Source organism: Paenibacillus sp. Paensp38 (genome assembly GCF_059491915.1).
In genome coordinates, this window is sequence record NZ_CP168516.1 from 3,964,278 (window position 1) to 3,983,342 (window position 19,065).

General features: G+C 47.6%; 7 protein-coding genes. All 7 read right to left on the reverse strand.

The genetic code is table 11. The annotated features are described in order from the left end of the window. Nucleotides 1-84: 84 nt before the first annotated feature. Nucleotides 85-4,137 carry an S-layer homology domain-containing protein gene (locus ACEN8J_RS17560; protein WP_495593791.1) on the reverse strand — a complete coding sequence of 1,351 codons (4,053 nt, stop codon included), beginning with the start codon at nucleotides 4,135-4,137 and terminating at the stop codon, nucleotides 85-87. Beyond that, nucleotides 4,134-7,070 (reverse strand): S-layer homology domain-containing protein, encoded by a 2,937-nt coding sequence (locus tag ACEN8J_RS17565; RefSeq protein WP_495593792.1) that lies wholly within the window; start codon nucleotides 7,068-7,070, stop codon nucleotides 4,134-4,136. The genes ACEN8J_RS17560 and ACEN8J_RS17565 overlap by 4 nt, the downstream gene beginning before the upstream one ends. A gap of 195 nt (nucleotides 7,071-7,265) precedes the next feature. Continuing rightward, the gene (locus ACEN8J_RS17570) at nucleotides 7,266-8,792 is read right to left on the reverse strand and encodes a glycoside hydrolase family 30 protein (RefSeq protein WP_209949999.1); all 1,527 of its coding nucleotides are present in this window, start codon (nucleotides 8,790-8,792) and stop codon (nucleotides 7,266-7,268) included. Between the two features lie 177 nt (nucleotides 8,793-8,969). Beyond that, a complete protein-coding gene (locus ACEN8J_RS17575) occupies nucleotides 8,970-11,699 on the reverse strand; it encodes a glycoside hydrolase family 3 C-terminal domain-containing protein (RefSeq protein WP_340931429.1) in 2,730 nt (909 codons plus the stop codon). Nucleotides 11,700-12,188: 489 nt separating this feature from the next. Next, entirely contained in the window at nucleotides 12,189-13,172 is a 984-nt protein-coding gene (locus ACEN8J_RS17580; RefSeq protein ID WP_029517581.1) for a Gfo/Idh/MocA family protein, read from the reverse strand. Between the two features lie 200 nt (nucleotides 13,173-13,372). Beyond that, nucleotides 13,373-13,867, reverse strand: a complete 495-nt coding sequence (locus ACEN8J_RS17585; protein ID WP_495593793.1) for a GNAT family N-acetyltransferase — start codon at nucleotides 13,865-13,867, stop codon at nucleotides 13,373-13,375. A 230-nt stretch (nucleotides 13,868-14,097) separates the two neighbouring features. After that, the gene (locus ACEN8J_RS17590; RefSeq protein WP_495593794.1) at nucleotides 14,098-19,065 is read right to left on the reverse strand and encodes a DUF4132 domain-containing protein; all 4,968 of its coding nucleotides are present in this window, start codon (nucleotides 19,063-19,065) and stop codon (nucleotides 14,098-14,100) included.

Below are 19,065 nucleotides of genomic sequence, written 5' to 3' on the forward strand. Positions count from 1 at the left end.
ACCCTCCATAGTTGATGGGTTACACCTTTTTAAGAATTCATGACCTGTCTTCAAAAAACAGGCGATCGCAGACAAACATACCGTTTATGGTGTATGAATGCCGACAAATTGAAAGGTCCCTTTCGGGAACGCATTCCACTCATCTGGCTGATTATAGGCAGACGATCCATAGGATATTCCTGACTTGCGGACGAACGTTCCTCCTTGTGGAGTAAACTGTTCATGTGAATTTGGATTTCCTAATACATCCACCACTTGTCCTTGGTATTTTAAAACGTATGCAACAGTGTTAAATTCGTTCGGGTTGTAGAAATCGCCCTCATCATTGAAATACCAAGCATTCGTAATATCCATGAAATCATAGAAAATAGTGTCGATGATTATATAGGGCATGGCAGGATAAACCGGATTAATCGGTAGAGTGGTAACTTTCATTTGGTTTGTTTTCTTCATCCATTGATGAAACTCCAGTGAGTAACCGTCTGCCCGATGGGAAGGATCTCCATTCCCGTTATAATACAATTGCAAAACAATTCTTCCATCCCCGCCATCCACATATTGCGAGAAATATACAGCAGGCGCTTGCTGTGGTTCCTGTTGGACCTGAAATACGACAGCTCTTCCATCCGCTCCTACCACCCATACCAGTAAAGGTTCGGGGGAAAGGGGAATGGAGGTGCCCATGAGTTCTACAGGACCGATGAATGTCGATGATGGCGTTCCTCTATATACCAGGAATTTAGATTGTCCTGGGAAATAACTGGACAGATCCACGGTTCTGTGCGGCAAGCCGTATTTAACCCCTATCGGAGTGATCCCGCCGGAAACCAGTTCGGCATTGCGTGTATTCAACGTGTATTGCACAGAACCTCCCCGACCATCCGTGGCTGTAACGGTAACAGCGGCAAGACCGCTACCTGTTCCAGAAGCCACCGTTAAGATACTGCCATTAATTGATGCACTCACCAATGTCGGATCACTGGAGCTGACCGTAAACTGAAGCACATCTCCATCCTCATCGCTGAACAGCTGTTGCAAATCATAATCTCTTTGCTGTGTAACTCCGGGAGTCAATACCTGCTCGTTTATAGCCGCTACGACTTGAGGAGCTTGATTTAGCTGAGGCATGCTGACGGTAACCGGGAACGTCGCTCCCTCTGCACGTCCGTACTGATCATACACACTGAGTGTTACACTCGTGGTCCCTACACTTACTGGGTTTAACTGTAGTTTCTGACCATTCATATGGGCCGTAGCAATTCCTGGATCATACGTGTCTGCTGTCACTGACAGGGATGCTAGATCCCAGTTCAATAAGAACGGTGAGAGATCCAGTTCTGATGCAGCATCTCCCAATTGAAGCAACTGCTCAGGGATCGCTGTAATAACCGCATTTTCCAATAGATGAACCTGTAGGTCTGCGCTAATCTCTCCGCCTCTATCGTCTTTAGCCGTGATGGTAATCACGGTATTGCCGCTAGTCAACCCATGAATAACAAGCTGATCATTTTGAACTGTAGCATCTGCCACGGCTGGATCAGACGCACTGATCTCATAACGAATCGGGTCATGGTCCGGGTCAGCAAAGATGGTGGACAGATCCACAGTTCCGTCAGCCTTGCCTAAAATCAGATGTACAGCGTCTGGTGCACGGGTTACTACCGGGCTACTGTTAGGTATGGGCAAAACCGTTACAATCAAGGTAACTGTATCTGTTCCACCCTTGCTGTCGTCTGCCGTCAAGGTAATACTTACACTCCCCGCTTGCAGCGACTGCAAAGAAAGCTGAGCTCTCATTATGGTAGTCTGCACGATGGAAGCATCCGAACTGATCGCTGTGAACACCAGTGGGTCGCCATCTGCATCCGTAAATATTGTTGAAAGATCCAGTGTCATATCCGGCTGGCCCAATGTGACGGTTAACGGCTGAGGGGCTTGTCCATGTGGAGCATGGTTAGGAGCGCCCTGAACCGTTAGCTTGAAATCAATCTGCTTTTGGCCTGTGCTGCCATCCTCTCCTTGCTGTCCGTCATTGGCAGTGACATGAACGCTCGTACTGCCCGCTCGAAGCGGACTCAGACGCAATTCATCCTCCGCAAGCACCACCGACGCTACAGCAGGATCATCAACTGTAACCTGATACGTTAAGCTTGCATTTTCCGGGTCCTGAACATAATCATTCAAATGCAGTACCGAGTCCGATTGTCCCACAGTAAGCGCCTGATCTGGTATACCTGCAGATACTGGCTGGCCATTCACGGTGATTTTGAAGGTAGACGACACCCTTTTTCCCCGTCCATCATTAGCTGATACACTGATGGATGCTTTTCCGACACTGACTGGCGTAAACTTTAATATATTGCCCGATACGGACGCCCGTACGATGCCGGATTGAAGAGAAGCTGCCGAAAAGGTCAAGGTATCCCCATCAGGATCGGTAAAGAATTGGCGTAAATCGTACAACTGTTCACCAGCGCCTTCTGTGATTACACGCTCTACTGAAGCATTTACGACTTCCGGTGAACGGTTAGCGCTGCTGGATGAACCAGATGAGCTTCCAGAAGATGAGGACGTACCTGTTACACTTGCCGCAGCTAGACCCGTAACAGCGTTGGAAGCTACTCCGGTACCCAGTGTGACCGCAGAAACCTGTACATTTCCACTCACATTTACCTTAGCTGCCGGGTTGCTGACTTGAATATTTTCAATACTGCCTGTCGTTTTCAATTCCAAAGCCCCCGTCCCTGTGACGGTCAGCTGTTGGATTGTACTATTACCTGTCATCTCGACGGACTGGCTGCCATTTACCTGAACGGTCTGAACCGTTCCCTGAAGATTGACTTTGTTCGCCCCTTCATTAACATTCAGCTGCGGCAAGGAAGCATTCGCGCTAACCTCAATGCTTGCGCTGGATTGGACGTTCATGATCGTCGCGCTTGCGGTACCACTAAGTACAACGTGAACTTCTGGCTTTGTGACATCCATTTGCGTCAACGTTGAGCTATCAAATACAACTGTATTGTTATCTCCGCCATTAATATGGGTCTGTCCCTGCACCTGTACATCCTGTGCATAAAAATCCTGCTGTACCCGGGCATCCACCGTTAACTGCTGTTCCACATTCAAGTGCAGTACGGATGTAAAATCACCAGCGATCACCAAATCTCCGTTTAGCGTGGAGCCGTGTCCGTTCAGCACAATGTTGCCACTGAACTCCGCTTCGCCGTCACGAGCCGAAGTCCCGCTGCTGCGAAGCTCCAACCAAGTCACCTTGTCCACCGTCCGGCCTGTGGCATGGAAACGAATGCCCGCGTTGCGCAGCGCGGTCTGATTATCCGCGTGAAAAATGCCGCGCAGCGGCTCTGCCACGTCATACGCGATGCCATTGATCCGTATCTGCTTGCCGTCCATTTCCTCGAGCTGCGAAGCACGCTCCTGTGGAAACAAAGCGGATACGAGTAGGCTGGCCGCATCTACGCGGCTTACCGAGTCTTTGGCGTGTAGATTTCCGCCAAATTCACTCATCAGCCCGTTATTCAGCGCCGCCCGAATCATCGGGGCCGCCCACGGGCTGGCGTCCTTCCACGCCGTCGGCAGCGTCTGTGCCGACGGCGAGTCGGTTGTGCTAGCGGGCGTGCCCGCAGACGTCCCCGTCCCAGCGGACCTGACCAACAGCGCGACCAGTTCCTGGGCGCTGATCAGGTCATTCGGACGGAAGCGTCCGTTGGCGTCGCCCTGCATCAGCCCGGCCTTACGGGCTGCCTCTATAGCCGGGCGCCCCCAACTATCGGCGGGCACGTCCGTGAAGGAGGCAGCGCCGTCCAGGGTGCCCGTCGGAAGCTGCAATGCTTTGACCAGCAGTGCGGCTAGCTCCTGACGTGTGAGCTTCTGCCCAGGTCGGAGCGTTCCGGCGGGGTCGCCTTGGATAATCCCGAGTTCACGGGCTTTTTGCAGTTGTTCCAATTGCTGTGTTGTAAGCTGCTGTACGTCCGTCCAGGTGGCAGTATTGTTCCCTGTCGGCCCATTGGCTACGGAAGCCGCATCTATCACGGTAGCTTGCTCTGCTCCGGCAGGAAGCGAGGGGCTCAGCAGCAGCAATGCAGCTGCCAGCTGAGCGGTTAACTTCTTATTTTTCATGGTGTCATTCTCTCCCTACCGATAAAGTCACCTAAATTAACAGGGGAGTTCGTCCCCTCAACATTCCATTCGCCAGCTTGATATGGATCTGTATTACCAATGACCGTACCACTGTTCCGTCCCAAGGCCTGCCCTTGACCAATAACTGTCATATCAATGAGCACGTTGTTGTAGTACAGCTTAAGCGTAACGGGTTCCGAATTGTTATGTTGTAACTGCAAGAAGGTATAATACCAATCTTCCGATCCGAACGAACTCAAATCATTCGCAATTACAAAGGTTTGCCCAGGCATAATGACATCTCCGTCATTGGCATTTATGATAATCGGGTCTGGTTGGTCGGATCGCTCAATCCAGATTTTATTTTTCTCCAACGGTCTGTTGGTCGGATTGTACAATTCAATCGCCTGGTCCAGATAATCCGGTTCGCCTTGCCACACGACTTCGGAAATGAACAAATCTCTTTTCTCAACAATCACTGGAATCGTAAAAGATGTCGTTTCACCACGATTATCATTTGCTGTCATCGTAAGGAACGTCACACCATTACGCAACGGTTGTATGAAAAGTGTATTCCCTTCTACCTGCCCCCCTGCCACCAATGGATCAGAAGACACCACAGTATAGGTCAACGTGTCGCCATCCTCATCAGAGAACATATCATTCAGCTGCAATATTTGCTGACCATCTCCCGGGTCCAAATATTGAGGTTCAGGCACACGGGTCACTACCGGACGATGATTTACGGGTTGAGGAGCTTCAACTTGGAGCATAAATGAAGTGAAAGAAACGCCCCCACGGCCATCATTCGCCGAAATCTCAATCATCGTAATACCAGCGTTATGCAGTGCTACAAATGAATCTTCTCCATTCTCCACCACACTGCCTACTTGGGGATTGGAGGAAGTGAGGGTATACGTCAAGGTGTCGCCATCCTGGTCCATAAATAACGAACCTGGATACAGCATCAGCTTGTCCTGTAACACATTAGTAACTACGATAGGTAAATGAGGCAAAGCCACAGGTATGTGATTCTCAGGCTGCGGATCAGGCAAAGGCGCATTCACCATAGCAGCTAACTGAAGCGAGGCTGTGCCTCCCTTGCCGTCATGGGCTGTTATCGTCATTAGACTAGTGCCGGCTTGAAGCGGCGTAAGTATAAGCTGATCGCCTGTAACTTCTCCTGTGGCCACTTCTGGCGAAGCCGATTCCACCGTGTAGGTCAGTGCATCGCCATCCTCGTCATTAAACAAGTCAGACAGACTAATCTGCTTGCCACCTTCATTTAAGAGCAAAGGAATGTCATTTAGGCTGTTGCTCGCGACAGGACTGTGATTAATGTCCTCCTCATAAGTAGAGCTGGTCACTGTATAGTTGAAAAACACGCTCGCTTTGCCGCCTTTTCCATCCTCTGCCGTAACAAATACCTGTGTGCTTCCTACTGATTTAGGTTTTAAAGTAAGCTGTTTATTTGCCACTTCTGCTTCTGCTACATATACATCCGAAGTGACCGCATGATACGACAACTCATCCTGATCGGCATCGTAAAACACATTTTTCAAATCCACTAGCGTATCTCCGGAACCCATAATGGCATATTGATCGGAAGGAACTATAGCTGAGACAGGTACATGATTAGGTGTTGGTATTGGTGTTGGCGTTGGATTCGTTGTAGAACTGCCACCGCCACCACCGGATGAACTTTTTTTAGTGCTTGTTGAGGATGTATCCGAAGATGCATCCAACGTGGTATCACGTATAATTTGAGTCTCTGTTCCCCGCTCCGCAAGACGGGTCTGTACAGTCTGTATCCCATTGGCGAGACGTACCTGTGTATCGGCAAAATTCAGTTTAAGCTGCTGCCATACACCACTTCCCTGGATCTGAATAGGCTCATGCGTATCTACGATCATTTCGTTTACGTCTGCATGAATCTCTACATTTTTGGCGCCCTGCATCAAGGTTACCTGAGGTAACGTAGCTCCTTGAATTCGCACAAAATCCGCTGCAATAGCTAACTTGCCTTTAAATTCTGACCCTTTGCTATATAAAGTCACCGGATGTTGGGCCGTACCACTTTGCACAATTTGAAGCGCCGACAGATCAGCTACGCTTCGGTTCGATGCCTGATAGGTCAGGGTAGCCCCTTGAAGCGCCGGCACATTGTCCGCTCCGAACAGTTGCTTCAATTGCTGGCCGATCAAATAGGGCTTTCCATCCATATAAGCGATATCCCCGTCGATACGAGAAAGGATTCCCGTCCGTTCACCCGATTGGAACACATTCACCAGAAAGGCTGCGATATCTTGACGTTTTACCTGTACTTTAGAGTCAAACCGATTATCCGGCGTATCCATTAACCCCAGTTTGAGAGCTGCTTCTACGTTGTTTTTGGCCCATGAACTCACCTGATCCCCATCAGAAATGTCTTGAACATCTCCGCCTTGAACATGGGTTCCTCCAATCGCTCTCACCAGAATTGCTGCCAATTCCTCACGGCTCACCGCAGCATTCGGGCGGAAAGCACCTGATTCATCTCCGGTCATTAGACCTGCCGCACGCACAGCTTCTATATAAGAAGCGGCCCAACTCCCCTGCGTATCCTTAAAAGTTACTGCTTGCTCCGTAGCGTCAAGCTTAAGTGCATTAGCCAGCAAAGCTGCCATTTCCTTGCGCGTTAACGGTTGATCTGGGCGGAAGGAACCATCTGGATAACCCGTGATTAGTCCTTGCTTCACAGCCTCCTGCACCGCCTGTAATGCCTGGGATGACATAGTGGATTGATCTGTAAAAGAGACTGTACTGGTTTTAGTCACAATCGCAGACGTCTCCCCTTTCGTTTCCGCATGAACAAGCTGGGGCCCCCATGCCATACCTGCCAGCAACGTCACCATCAGCACTTTTTGCCATTCTTTATTTGTTTCTTGATTCATCAGACTCTCCCCCGTAAACGGTTCATTCTTGTTATTAGTGAAAAGATCTTATCATCCGCCTCTGAACCAATTCTGAACAATATTAAAATTTTATTTTTTTCGCAGTCTGGATTTTGTAGCAAATGAAAAAAGAGCGCTCAGCCAGATGGGCTAAGCGCTCTAAAACTTCTATAAAACGTTGATGTACAGACCGTGTCAGAAAGCCGTAGGATTCCATTGAAAGGTAGCCGCGGACTTGGATGGAAGGGTAGATTTGAAAACCTTATTTCCCTGCCGAACCTTAAATGTCTTTGTGTTCTCTCCTGTATTGGCGGCAATCAGGACAAGCGTACCGTCCGGATTGCAGTAGGCGACCGTTTCGATACTTCCACTATAATGTGTAGAATCAATACGTACCGCACCTGGACGGACAAATTTGCTGGCGTGCCCAATCGCATAGTACTCCACATTTTTCGTAACTGCACCGCTTAACGGGTCGATGGTCACTACACCTCTACAGTTGGTGCACCCCCCATTGGTCGGCCCCCCGGACGGGTCAAGTGCGATATTCCAAAAGAGGACATTTTGCGACCAGTTTCGGGGTGCACCAATGATCAGCTTGGACATATCCCAGCTCAAATCATCTCCAAAGCCCGGACTCCACGCTCCCCCACTACATTCTGTCATATATACAGGCTTATCTGGAAAAGCATGATGCACATCTTTCATCGCCGTAGGTTCTCCTTTGTAGCAATGAAAGGCTGTTCCATGCGTATAGTTTCGAGCTTGTTCATCTCCTAACACGGTCTTGGCATATTCACTCCCTGTATCCCAGTTATGGTCAAAGGCAATAATCTGAGTAGATAAATGGTTTCGATTTAGGGTTGGGCCCAGATATTGTTTAATAAAATTCGCCTGTTCTGCTGCCCCCATACTCATGCTGGGATACTTGGACGTCGTGAATTCTGGCTCATTTTGAATGGAAATCGCCTGAATCGGAATCCCTTCGTTCGCATAAGCCTGTAGGTAACGAACAAAATAGTTAGCATAAGCCTGGTAGATGCGCGGATCGGTATAGTCCAAATACCAGCCGTTATAAATCTGCTCCCCATATTTCATCCAGGGTGGAGCTGTCCACGGGGTCCCCATAATCTTTAAATCCTGGTTTCTTCTCAAGATTTGCTTCAGCACGTCGATTACATCCCGATCCTTAGCGATGGAGAAATGATTCAGCTCATAGTCCTTGCCTGTTGCCACATCGTCATAGGTATAGCTGCCAGGCTGCCCCTGTTCATCTACGGAATAATCCGATGCTCCAATGGTATGGCGAATATAACTGAGTTGAATGCCACTGGCTGTAAACAAATCATTTAGCAGCTGATCACGCTGATTGGCAGACATGCCATGATTCATCAGGTAAGCGGACGAACCGGACACCGCTGCGCCAAACCCTTCCATCGTCTGGTAACGAATATCTGGCTTAATCTCAATCGTCAGTGTATCCGCATTCGCAGCCTTTTCTTTACTGCTATCCTTATCATTCTTATCCCAACGGATCGGGGCTTGTTGGGTTAGACGATTCGCCGGATCGGGTGTTGTTAGCCACATGTTGACATTATTTTCTGCTTTCGGCCCCGAAACATTCCGTATAGCCATACTGGCCAGGACCGCACAGATCAAAATGGCTACTACAGCTATAAGCAGCCAGATGTCAGTACGTCGTTGCTTTTGGAGTTTCTTCATCTAATATCCTCCTCTCCCCATCACTAGCCTGTCCCCACTCTCTCTACTATTTCAGCTTTCACTTGGGTTTCCCTTTGCATACCTGTTAGACGTTTACATACCGATAGCAAAAAGAGAGCCGGTGCTTGTGCCCGTGCTCTCTTGAATATAACCATTTTAAAACAAATGTAACGGGATTTACTTTTTTGCCTTTGCTGTAGAGGTAGCCGGAATCGTAACACTTCCTGTCAGTCGTAAATCCTGTGAGGAGCTACCCACATACATGGGCACTTCACCCGCCGGCATAACCCATGCTTTGGACTTTTCATCCCAATAAGAGAAAGCTTTCGGGTCGAGCTCAATGCGAACCTTCTTCTCTTGACCCGGCTTTAATTCTACCTTGGACCAGCCTGCCAGTTGACGGGATGGAGTCTCTACGTTTGTCGGAAGCTTACCGCTGTACACCTGTACAACCTCAGCTCCGGCTGTTTTGCCGGTGTTCTTCAATTTGAGCGAAACTTCGACGGAACTCATGCGATCGGATTCTTTTCCACTCGCATGCTGTTTGGTTTTCAGATCGCTATATCCGAATGTTGTATAGGATAAACCGTGTCCAAAGGAGAACGCCGGTTGAATACCCGATTTCTCATACCCACGATAGCCTACAAAAATACCATCTGAATAGTCACCTATACCGTTCACACCCGGAAACTTCTCTGGTGAGGATACAGGTGTAGACTGCTCGTTAACCGGGAAGGTTACCGGCAACTTGCCCGAAGGATTTACATCTCCAAATAAGACGCGCGCTATAGCATTCCCTTGCTCTTGTCCAGCAAACCATGCTTGTACGATGGAAGGGACTTTGTCCTGCCATGTATCCATTTGCACGGCTCTGCCGCTCATTTGTACGACAATGGTTTTCGGATTTACAGCCGCAACCGCACGGATCAGCCGATCCTGATTATTCGGGAGCTCCATATCGGAACGCTCAACATATCCCTCACTCTCATACGTGCGCGTAACAACAATCGCAACATCCGATTTTTTCGCCAATTTCACAGCGTTGTCAATCAGCTTATCTGACGTATCTGCCGGAGGTTCCCAGCCCAGACGAACCATACCACCGGAATCACGACCATTGGTCGGATAATCAGCGCGGTATTCAATACGTATCTTGTGCTTTTCACCCGCTTTAAGGGAGATGTTTTTCTTCGTAGTGCCCAGCTTTTCACCTTGATTGTCCACGAAAAGCTTATCGTCGAGATACAGCTTGCTTGATCCCAAACTGGTTAATGACAATGCATAGTCACCATCCTTGGGAGCTGCAATTGCCCCTGTCCAGCGTGCAGATATCAAGCCGTTCAGTGTCGTTGGTGTATTTGGAACTTTAGGGGACTTCGCATTGAAGCCCTGATAATTATAAAATCCAAGGTTCATATTGACTTGGTCATCATTGCGTACAAGAATCGGATTGCCTTCCATCTTGTTATTCTTCCAGTATTCGCCTCGAAGTCCCTGTTCGCCATCTCCATAAGTCGCATATCCAACACTGATATCCTCTTTCTCATCAGATGTAGTCAACAGTGAAGACGGAACAGCAGATGGCCCTGGCATAATGTCTCCTGCAGAGATCGGGTCTGTGCCCGGTGCATATTGGACGGTAACTCCTTTGCCGACACGATTGCGGATGCCCTCTAACGGACTCACGGTATACGTCGGATTCACCAGCGAACTGCCTCCGCCTGCCACAGTGCCGTTATCTGCATCGGGGCCAATCACAGCAATAGACTTGAGTTTATCTTTAGACAATGGCAATGCATTGTTTTTATTTTGAAGCAGTACCATACTTTCCTCAGCCAATTGACGGGCTGTCTTGCCATGGTCATGGGCATCAATTTGGTTATTTTGAGCCGGGTGATCAAATAAACCTTTGCTGAACATTTGCACCAGAATGCGCCCAGCCTTATCATCAATCGTTTTTTCACTTACCTTACCATTCTTGACAGCAGCCAGCAGCTGATCTCCCCATTTTCCATAAGGAGTCCCCGGTGTTTCCAGATCCAAGCCACTATTTGCCGATTCGACTGTACTCAGGTTCGCGCCGTAATCACTCATCACGAAGCCCTTGAATTGCATTTCCTTTTTCAAGAGATCTGTCATGATGGTCTTGTTCTCACATGCCGATTCGCCATTGACCTTGTTAAAGGAGCACATAGCTCCGCCCAAGTCTGCCTTGGCAATAGCCTCCTGAAACGGACGTATGTAAATTTCATGCAGCGCACGGTCACTGACTTTGACATTTGTTGTGAAACGCTCTGTCTCCTGATTATTCATAAGGTAATGTTTGGCAGTCGCCAGAACAGGATGACTTTGTATACCTTTGACATAAGCGGTCGCCATTTGAGATTGCAGTAGCGGGTCCTCGCCCATAGATTCAAAGTTTCGCGATCCCCATGGAATACGGGCAATATCCATCCCGGGTCCAAGCACCACATTATGAGTTGTATTAAAAGCCTCGTCTCCGAGCAAATCCCCATACTGTTTGGCAGCTTGGGTATCCCACGTTGCAGCCAGCGCAATTGGAGCAGGCAACGCAGTCGATTGCTTGTCCTGCACATCCGGATTAGCGATACGTACACCTGCAGGTCCATCTGCCATCGTCAGCGCCGGAATGCCCAACCGCTCCATCGAATTATTATAGAATCCGTAGTAATTGTTGACCTTGCCAGTCACCAAATCTATTTTTTCTTCCAGCGTCATTTCCTGTAACAGCAACGCTGTCCGTTTCTCAGCCGACAGGGCAGTGTTCATCCAAGGTCGATCTGTCCGACTTCCTGCTGCTCCTGCAATATTCATAGGTCCGATCACAACAGCCGCGATCACTGTCATCATCACCATACGGAACAACCATGTTGATTTCACTTTCACGTTTGTAATTCCTCCTTGATGTTAGGTCATGAGGTGAATGCCTATTCAACGCTCACAGGCTTGCAAAGGCTCTCGATCCTGCGAGCTCCGACAAGAATCCAGAGCCACGGGATAAGCAAGCAAGTCAGCAAAAGCCGCAATGGCTCAAGTGACACGTTAACCACCCTACCGCACATTTTCGGAAATTTCATTGAAAGTTTTTGGAAATTCAATACTAGGACCTTCATTCTTTTTCATAAAAAGAGAGCGTTCACAATTCAGTTAACCGATGAATAAATTACACTTTTGTAACTTTTTGATGACGGTTTTTCAACTAATTTAAATCACAAAAAATGATTCATATGTCCCACTCTTGACTTACTCATATGGCGTTACCTAGCGTGCGACCAAAGTCGCTATTTGGGAATTGGAAAGACTTATGTATACAAAAATAACGCTCACAAACAAAAAAATTCCAGAGAACTTGAAAGGTCCCTGGAATGAATATGATTATTCAAACGGATACCGAAGTCCCCACTGTGAACGAATCTGATCCATCAGTTTCATAATTCCTAATGATTCATCTAAAGAAATAGTAGAACTTTCGAGCAAACCTTCGTTCAAGCAACGCCCGACTTCTTCTGCTTCAAAGGCATAGCCTGTAGAGGATCGGTCATCCTGAAAGTGTTGTGCCTCTTCACCGTCCACAACTAAAGTAGCCGATGTGCTGTTTAGGAATGACGGAATGTGAATATAGCCCTTGGTTCCATGGATGTATGCCTCATTCGTCAATCCGAGACGGACTGCCCCGTTAAGCATAGCCGTGCGTCCTTGCCCATAATCCAGCAAGATCGAAAATGTCTCGTCAACGCCTGTCTCCCCGATATGAGCAGTGCTCCATACATGCTCAGGTTCAGGACCGAAGACCATTGAAGCAAAAGAAACCGGATAAATTCCTGCATCTAACAGAGCACCTCCGCCCAGCTCAAGGTTCAAAAGCCGGCCCTCCGGGTTCCAATCTACCCGAAAACCAAATTCTGCCTTAACCAGCTTTACCTCGCCAATGTGTCCCGCATGTATCCACTCCTGCACTTGGCGAATCGGAGGCAAAAAACGTGTCCACATTGCTTCCATCAGGAATAGCTTACGCTCACGTGCAAAGCCGATTAGTTCCTCCAATTCTTTACTATTGACGGTGAAGGGTTTCTCACACAAGACCGCTTTGCCCGCCCGAAGAGCCGTCAGAACATTTTCTTTATGAAAAGGATGAGGAGTCCCTACGTAAATAGCATCTACCTCGGGATCTTGTGCTAATTCCTCATAGCTCCCGTAAGCTCGTGATATTTGATGCTTAGCTGCAAATTCGGTAGCGCTTTCAATAGTACGTGATCCAACGGCATACCCTTCTCCATTCGTAACATGCGCCAAATCCGCCACAAATTGATCTGAGATCCAGCCTGTGCCGACAATTCCCCATTTAATCTTTTTGCTCATACTTGTGTCCCTCCCAGCAATTTGGTTAACGTTGACTTACAACATACCCTTTTATTCTAGCAAACGCCTGTCCTAAACAAAAGAAATTCCTGCTCAGCGATAGTTTATATTGCGGCTTGGCAGCAAGACGACACGGCGGCCACTAAGTCACACATTTTGAACTGGAATTTCCCTCAGCATTGTTTTGGTTCAGGATCATTTTATTGAATAATGTATCTGTAAAACTTTTTATCCACTTTCATGACTGGAAAACTAATCGGCAATTCTCCTGGATCTACACTAACAAATCCATTCTTCTCATAAAATCGATGAGCTGCTACGAATTGTGGTGTTGTTCCAAGATAGATTTCTTCAATAGACCTTTCCTTAGCCCATCCTATGGCATGATGCAATAATTGATTCGAAACATTGAATGTTTTACCTCTATAGTTTTGTTTTACAAACATCTTTCTAAGTGCTGTCTTACGGTTCCCAATATCTAACAAAGCTATAGTCCCTATTACGGTTCCTTCACGAAGAGCCACCCAGAAGTTGCCGTTGCCACGCTGATAAAAGTTTTCAATATCAAGCAAATCTGGCTGATCTTCTTTGGTTATGGCGATATTATATTCATCTTTTTGAATATGTAAAATTAAATCGACAACTTGTGATTGATACTCGGTTGAGTACTCTTTTAGAAAGATACTTTTAAACATCGTTATGTTCTCCTATGATCGTCAATTGTTATACTGTTAGATTTCCATCAAACCACAGAACCTAAAATATTACCCATATCTCCTTATTCGTGCTTGATAAACGCTCAATATTAAATAACTCAACCTCCGCAACTAAACTAAGTTTCCACCTACACAGTCGAGGATTTGAAACCATTGTCTAGATGCGAACGTTGAGTTCATTATAAATCTATATACATCAGAATTCTATTCTACGCTTGAAGCTGTGTAAGAATTTGCGGGTCCTTGATCTTCTGATCCTCGGCCAACAACACTATTTTAGATAAAATCTCGGCTGTTCTTGGGTCTTCGTCCAGAAACGGCAGGAAGATGCGTCCACGATGCTGCGAATGCACCGGAATAATATGCAGCGCTCCCTTCGCTTGCTTATAGACACCCCCGCTTCCCAAATGCACAGCATATTCGCCAAGAGTCCCATCTACACGTGCATAATCCCCATCCACGCGTACATTGCTAATTTTCAGCAGGCGAAGTGATTCCTGCACAATGACCCTACGCATTTCAATCGTCGTCAGACTGGCCTCTGGATCAACGCCGCCTACATGGGCAACACTGACGACCAGATCCACGTCCCGCATAACTTCGGAGAACAGAACAGGAGGAACTTCGTCCAACGGTACGCTCTTATACGTTGTCCGATCAAAGAACTGCACGGTCTCCAGCGTAGGAGCCTCGGTATCTGCTGGTGAGAACCAGTCCGCCATGGCATACAGGTTGGCAATCAGATTCTCAGCATAGTACACCTTCTGGAGTCCATCCTCATAGCTGACCGTCCATTGGCGACCTTTCAATAGGGATACCGTCTTATTCGGCTGTACCTGGTGTCCCGCATATCGACGGGAAACGGTCGCGTTGGCACGTTCATCAGCATTCAGCAGGTACAGCTCACGGAACACCTGCTTAAATGGCTGGCGTATCTGACGGTCGAATAAGTCCTTCTGGAAGTCGCTCCAACGACCACTTTCGAACAAGTGAAGGGGGTGAGCGATAATCAGCTTATCCTCTTCTCCTATAGAATGCTGTTCAGCAGAAGGATCAGTCAACACCAACGTATCCCCATTAAAATATCCGAGGTGCTCGCCAGCCTTGAAAACCAGTGTCCGCACCAACGGAGCAAGCACAGGATTACCCAGCAATCCTCTCAATTCCTTCACCATAAAGGTCGTGCCAGACTCCATAGAGCGCTCCAATTCCTTCCGAGCTCTGCGATACTGATCCACCAGATCTCCTTTAAGCTCCTTCAATGCCGTAATATACTCATCCTTCTTGAAACGAGCCGGAATGGATTTCAGCGTCTTGCCTTTGCTTACAATTTCAATATCTGCAGCTCCTTCATCATCAATGACGAGCTGCACCGTTGTAGCCTCGTCCAAAGCATGTGGCTCAAAATAAGACCGGAGATCATCCAGCTTGCGAGCCTCCATGTCCCAGACGAGACGGGTTACGTCATCATAACCTGCGTTACGCGCCAAATTCCCGAGCGCAATCCGCGAAACCAGTGCCTCACTGGCCTTACGCTGTGCCCCAAATTTTTTGCTTTGTTCCAGAAACCTTTGGATAAAATCATAACGTTCGCGTACATCTGGTTCAGGTGGCTGAGCAAGTGGAATCAAACTGTAGGTCAGCAAATGGTCTTTGTTTCGCTTGTCTTCCACTGATTTTTCCATTTCACTCCGTTTGAGCTTACCCAGCGTCGCATCCGCAAACAACTGGGATCGACGATGATTGGCTCCAGCCGAAATATACTTGGCACAATCGTACAGCAGATCAAAACGTTCCTCGCCCAACGTCTCATAAGCATCATGAAACCAGTGAATATCGAAGGCACCATCATTAAAATCTTGCGGAGCAATCGGCGAGTAATGAGCTACAATCGTTTCCTTCTCGGCCGAAAAACCTTCATTGATATGCGCATGGAAATACCATGCCGCACTGCGAAGTCCTTCCCATCCGAGATAACCCGCTACAATCTCAATCCACTGCGGGGCATACATTGCCGCCTCCAGCAGACGTTTATCTGTAATTTTAGTGTCCTTTAACTTTTCCTTGAGCAACGTGGCATCCTCGCCATCATTCGGATAACATGCCTTGAGCAAGTGACTGAACGATTCCTTTTTGGTAATACGATCACCGTAACCGTACACATAACCACGCACGAATGTTTCCTTGTCGAGACCCTCCAGAATACGGATAAAATAATCCATGCCTTCAATCCGGTTCAAGCCCATAACCTTTGGCGTAGCCTCGGTAGGCAAATCGCCTCGAACCAATTCAACCTCTAACAGTCGATCAATAACCGTACGGCGTATCTCCAAAAATTCTGGGTTGCTAGAAATCCATGTATTGCGGACATTGGTTAAGGTACTCATATGTCTTCTGCTTTCACTACCGGCCAGCAGTTCCCGATATACTTCCCCTACACCGATCAACCCTTTTTCATAGGCTTTGAAATAATCCTCCAGATCCAGCGGAGAATAAAAACGATTTTCCGCTCCTGGCAGTTCTGCGTAGTTCACAAAAGTATGGAAAAAGCGCTTAAAGGACTCATTATCATGAACCTGCCCCTTCTCCAGCGCCACCCACGGGCCGGACAATAGATGGAGCATTCCCAAATCCTCTGCTGGTCTGTCCTTAGGCACGCACTGCATTAGTGAATTTAAAGCAAGGTCAATTACGTCAAATGTTTGGTCACCGGATGTGTCCATAAAATAAGCATTGATTAATGTGCTTACCTGATCGGAGTAGGTCAGCTCTGCCATCCATCTTTGAACCTCGTTAATCCGATCCACAGGATACATTTGCTCAGCGAAGTCTTTACGCCATCCTTCCAGCAGCTTGTGCTTGCTTAGCTCTGAATAGTCCATTTTAAAAGAAAAGTAGCGATAGTAGCGATCCAGCGTTCGGTCCATAGGCTCCAATCGGTCATAAAAAACAAGCTCCAGCAGTTCACGTGCTTCTATGCCGCTTTCCTGCAAATAACGGTCCCACTCCTCGTAAAGAGGATATAAAGACAGCCTGGAATCTACTTCTTCATCGACCTGAACCAGCCGTAGAGGACGAAGGTTCGTCCCAATAAGCAATGTATCTTTGTAGCCTGAATAATATTCCGCTGTATATTCCACATCACGATGATGATGAACAAGCTCATCCAGTCCAGTCAAAAACTGCTTGAGCTTCTCCAATGGACTAACAAAAACATCGGCCAATCTAAAATCACCCAGATCCACTTTCTCTTCCAACCAAGCTTCCTTGACATTCGGATCGTACAGGCCAAAACCGTTAGCCCCTGTATAAGCATCCTCCTGTCCCAGCTTGGACAACAGTTGCTCCTCTTTGGCGGTAGGTTGCTGAATGATATCCGCCAAAGCCCGCAGGCTTTCATACTGTTCGGCACGATCCGGGTCTGCATATATCTTCGTCAATACCTCAAGTCCACCCAATCGTTGCAGCTCCGCCTTAGCACGCAGCAAGCGTTCCAATGAGCCAGCGAGCGGCTCTTCCGATTGTGAGAGCAACACACCAATGACACTTTGTCGCAATGAGCCCGTCTTGAGCTTTAGTAAGGCTTCCATTTGTTGCATTTCTGGTTCCGACAGCGTCAGCTTACGCGCCTTGGCCACAGCGAACTCACGGATACTCATACTTTTGTCCGACAAACTGGAAAAAATAAAATCACGCTGTACCGTATCCTCAGGATTTTGCACAAAATGGTTCAACAGTTCGCCACGCAGATTAGGGCTAATCTGTTCCTTTAAGGCTATGATTTCCCCAATCCAAGAAGCGTCCATATCATAGCCAGCGAGATATAGCATTTTTTGAATAGGTGCATCTGAGCGGTGATACAGATTTACAAAATCTAGCACCTTGGAGGGCTCGGTGGACTCACCCTTTTTTATATGTACAAACAGGTTATGAAGTCGTTCAAAATCCTTACGCCGCTCCTCTTTGCTCTCCAGCAAAGGAGTGCGCACCACTTTAACGATCCGATCCGCGACGGTCCCGCCTTCTATCCATTCATAAAAATAATTGCTTGTATAGTTCGTCAGAATCCAATATTGAAGCTCCGGATCTGTTTCATCCAGATATTCTCTCGCAATTCCGAGGCGCACATCCTTGTTGTCACTGTTAGACAGTACATACAGTGCTACGATCTTCTGGTAAGTTGCTCCCTGCTCCATGAGTTTCCGAACCTGTCCATACAGATCACGTTCCTCATGTACTGCGGTAGCCCACAAACTCATATACACTTCATTAGCATTTGAGCTGGTCAGCCATTCCTGGCGCAGTTCACTACGAGTCAATGCTTCATATGCCTGCTCGATCAGTTGGCGAACGACCCGTTGATTGGCGGATTCCAAGCCCATTCCCGTCCATACTGCAAGCGCCCGCACTACCGAGCTGTAACGAATGAAGCCTTGGTCGATGATCAACTTTAACAGATATATTAGAGCCTCCGGGGTTCCTTCATCCATTTGTTCCACAATACTTTGGCGCAATCCCTCTTGGAGTTTGGCAGCTGCCAGGAGCTCTCCGATCATGCGATAATTCTCCTCCTGATGACTCAGGAGCATGCCTTTAATCATATTGCGTGTAAGTAACGCCGCCTGATTATCCCCATAAATAATAGCTTTTAGCGCCTCAAGCACCTGTGAATTGCCGTTGTCTAGCTCGTAAGCAATCCAATCACCAATCGTTTCCTGAATCCGGTAATCCCTACCTGATTCATAATCTTTTTTCGTTAAATAATCCATTATAGAGAATCCGATACAGTCCATTCGGATCAACTGCACCATTCTTTTATAAATCCGGGAAGTATGGGCCGTAATATCCGAAGTACGAAACGGCTTTCGCGCATACCCGGTGCTGTATGGATATTCAGTAACATGCTCTGTTAGATGTGTGAATACATCGCCCGCTGTTTGTCCAATTAGAGCACGCAATACCTCTGTCAGTGGCTTAAACAGCGGTTCTCCGCTTTCTGTCGCCCGTTCTTTTAATATTCGCTGACATTCGTTAAATGGCTCCTCGTTCTCCTGTATGTAATGAAGCTTACTCAGTTCCACAACATACTGAGCCAACTCCTGTTGTTGTCCCTCCAGTTGCGCCGCGCGCTCCTTCAGTGTGGTGAAATATTCTTGCTCATTGTTCTCTCGATGCAT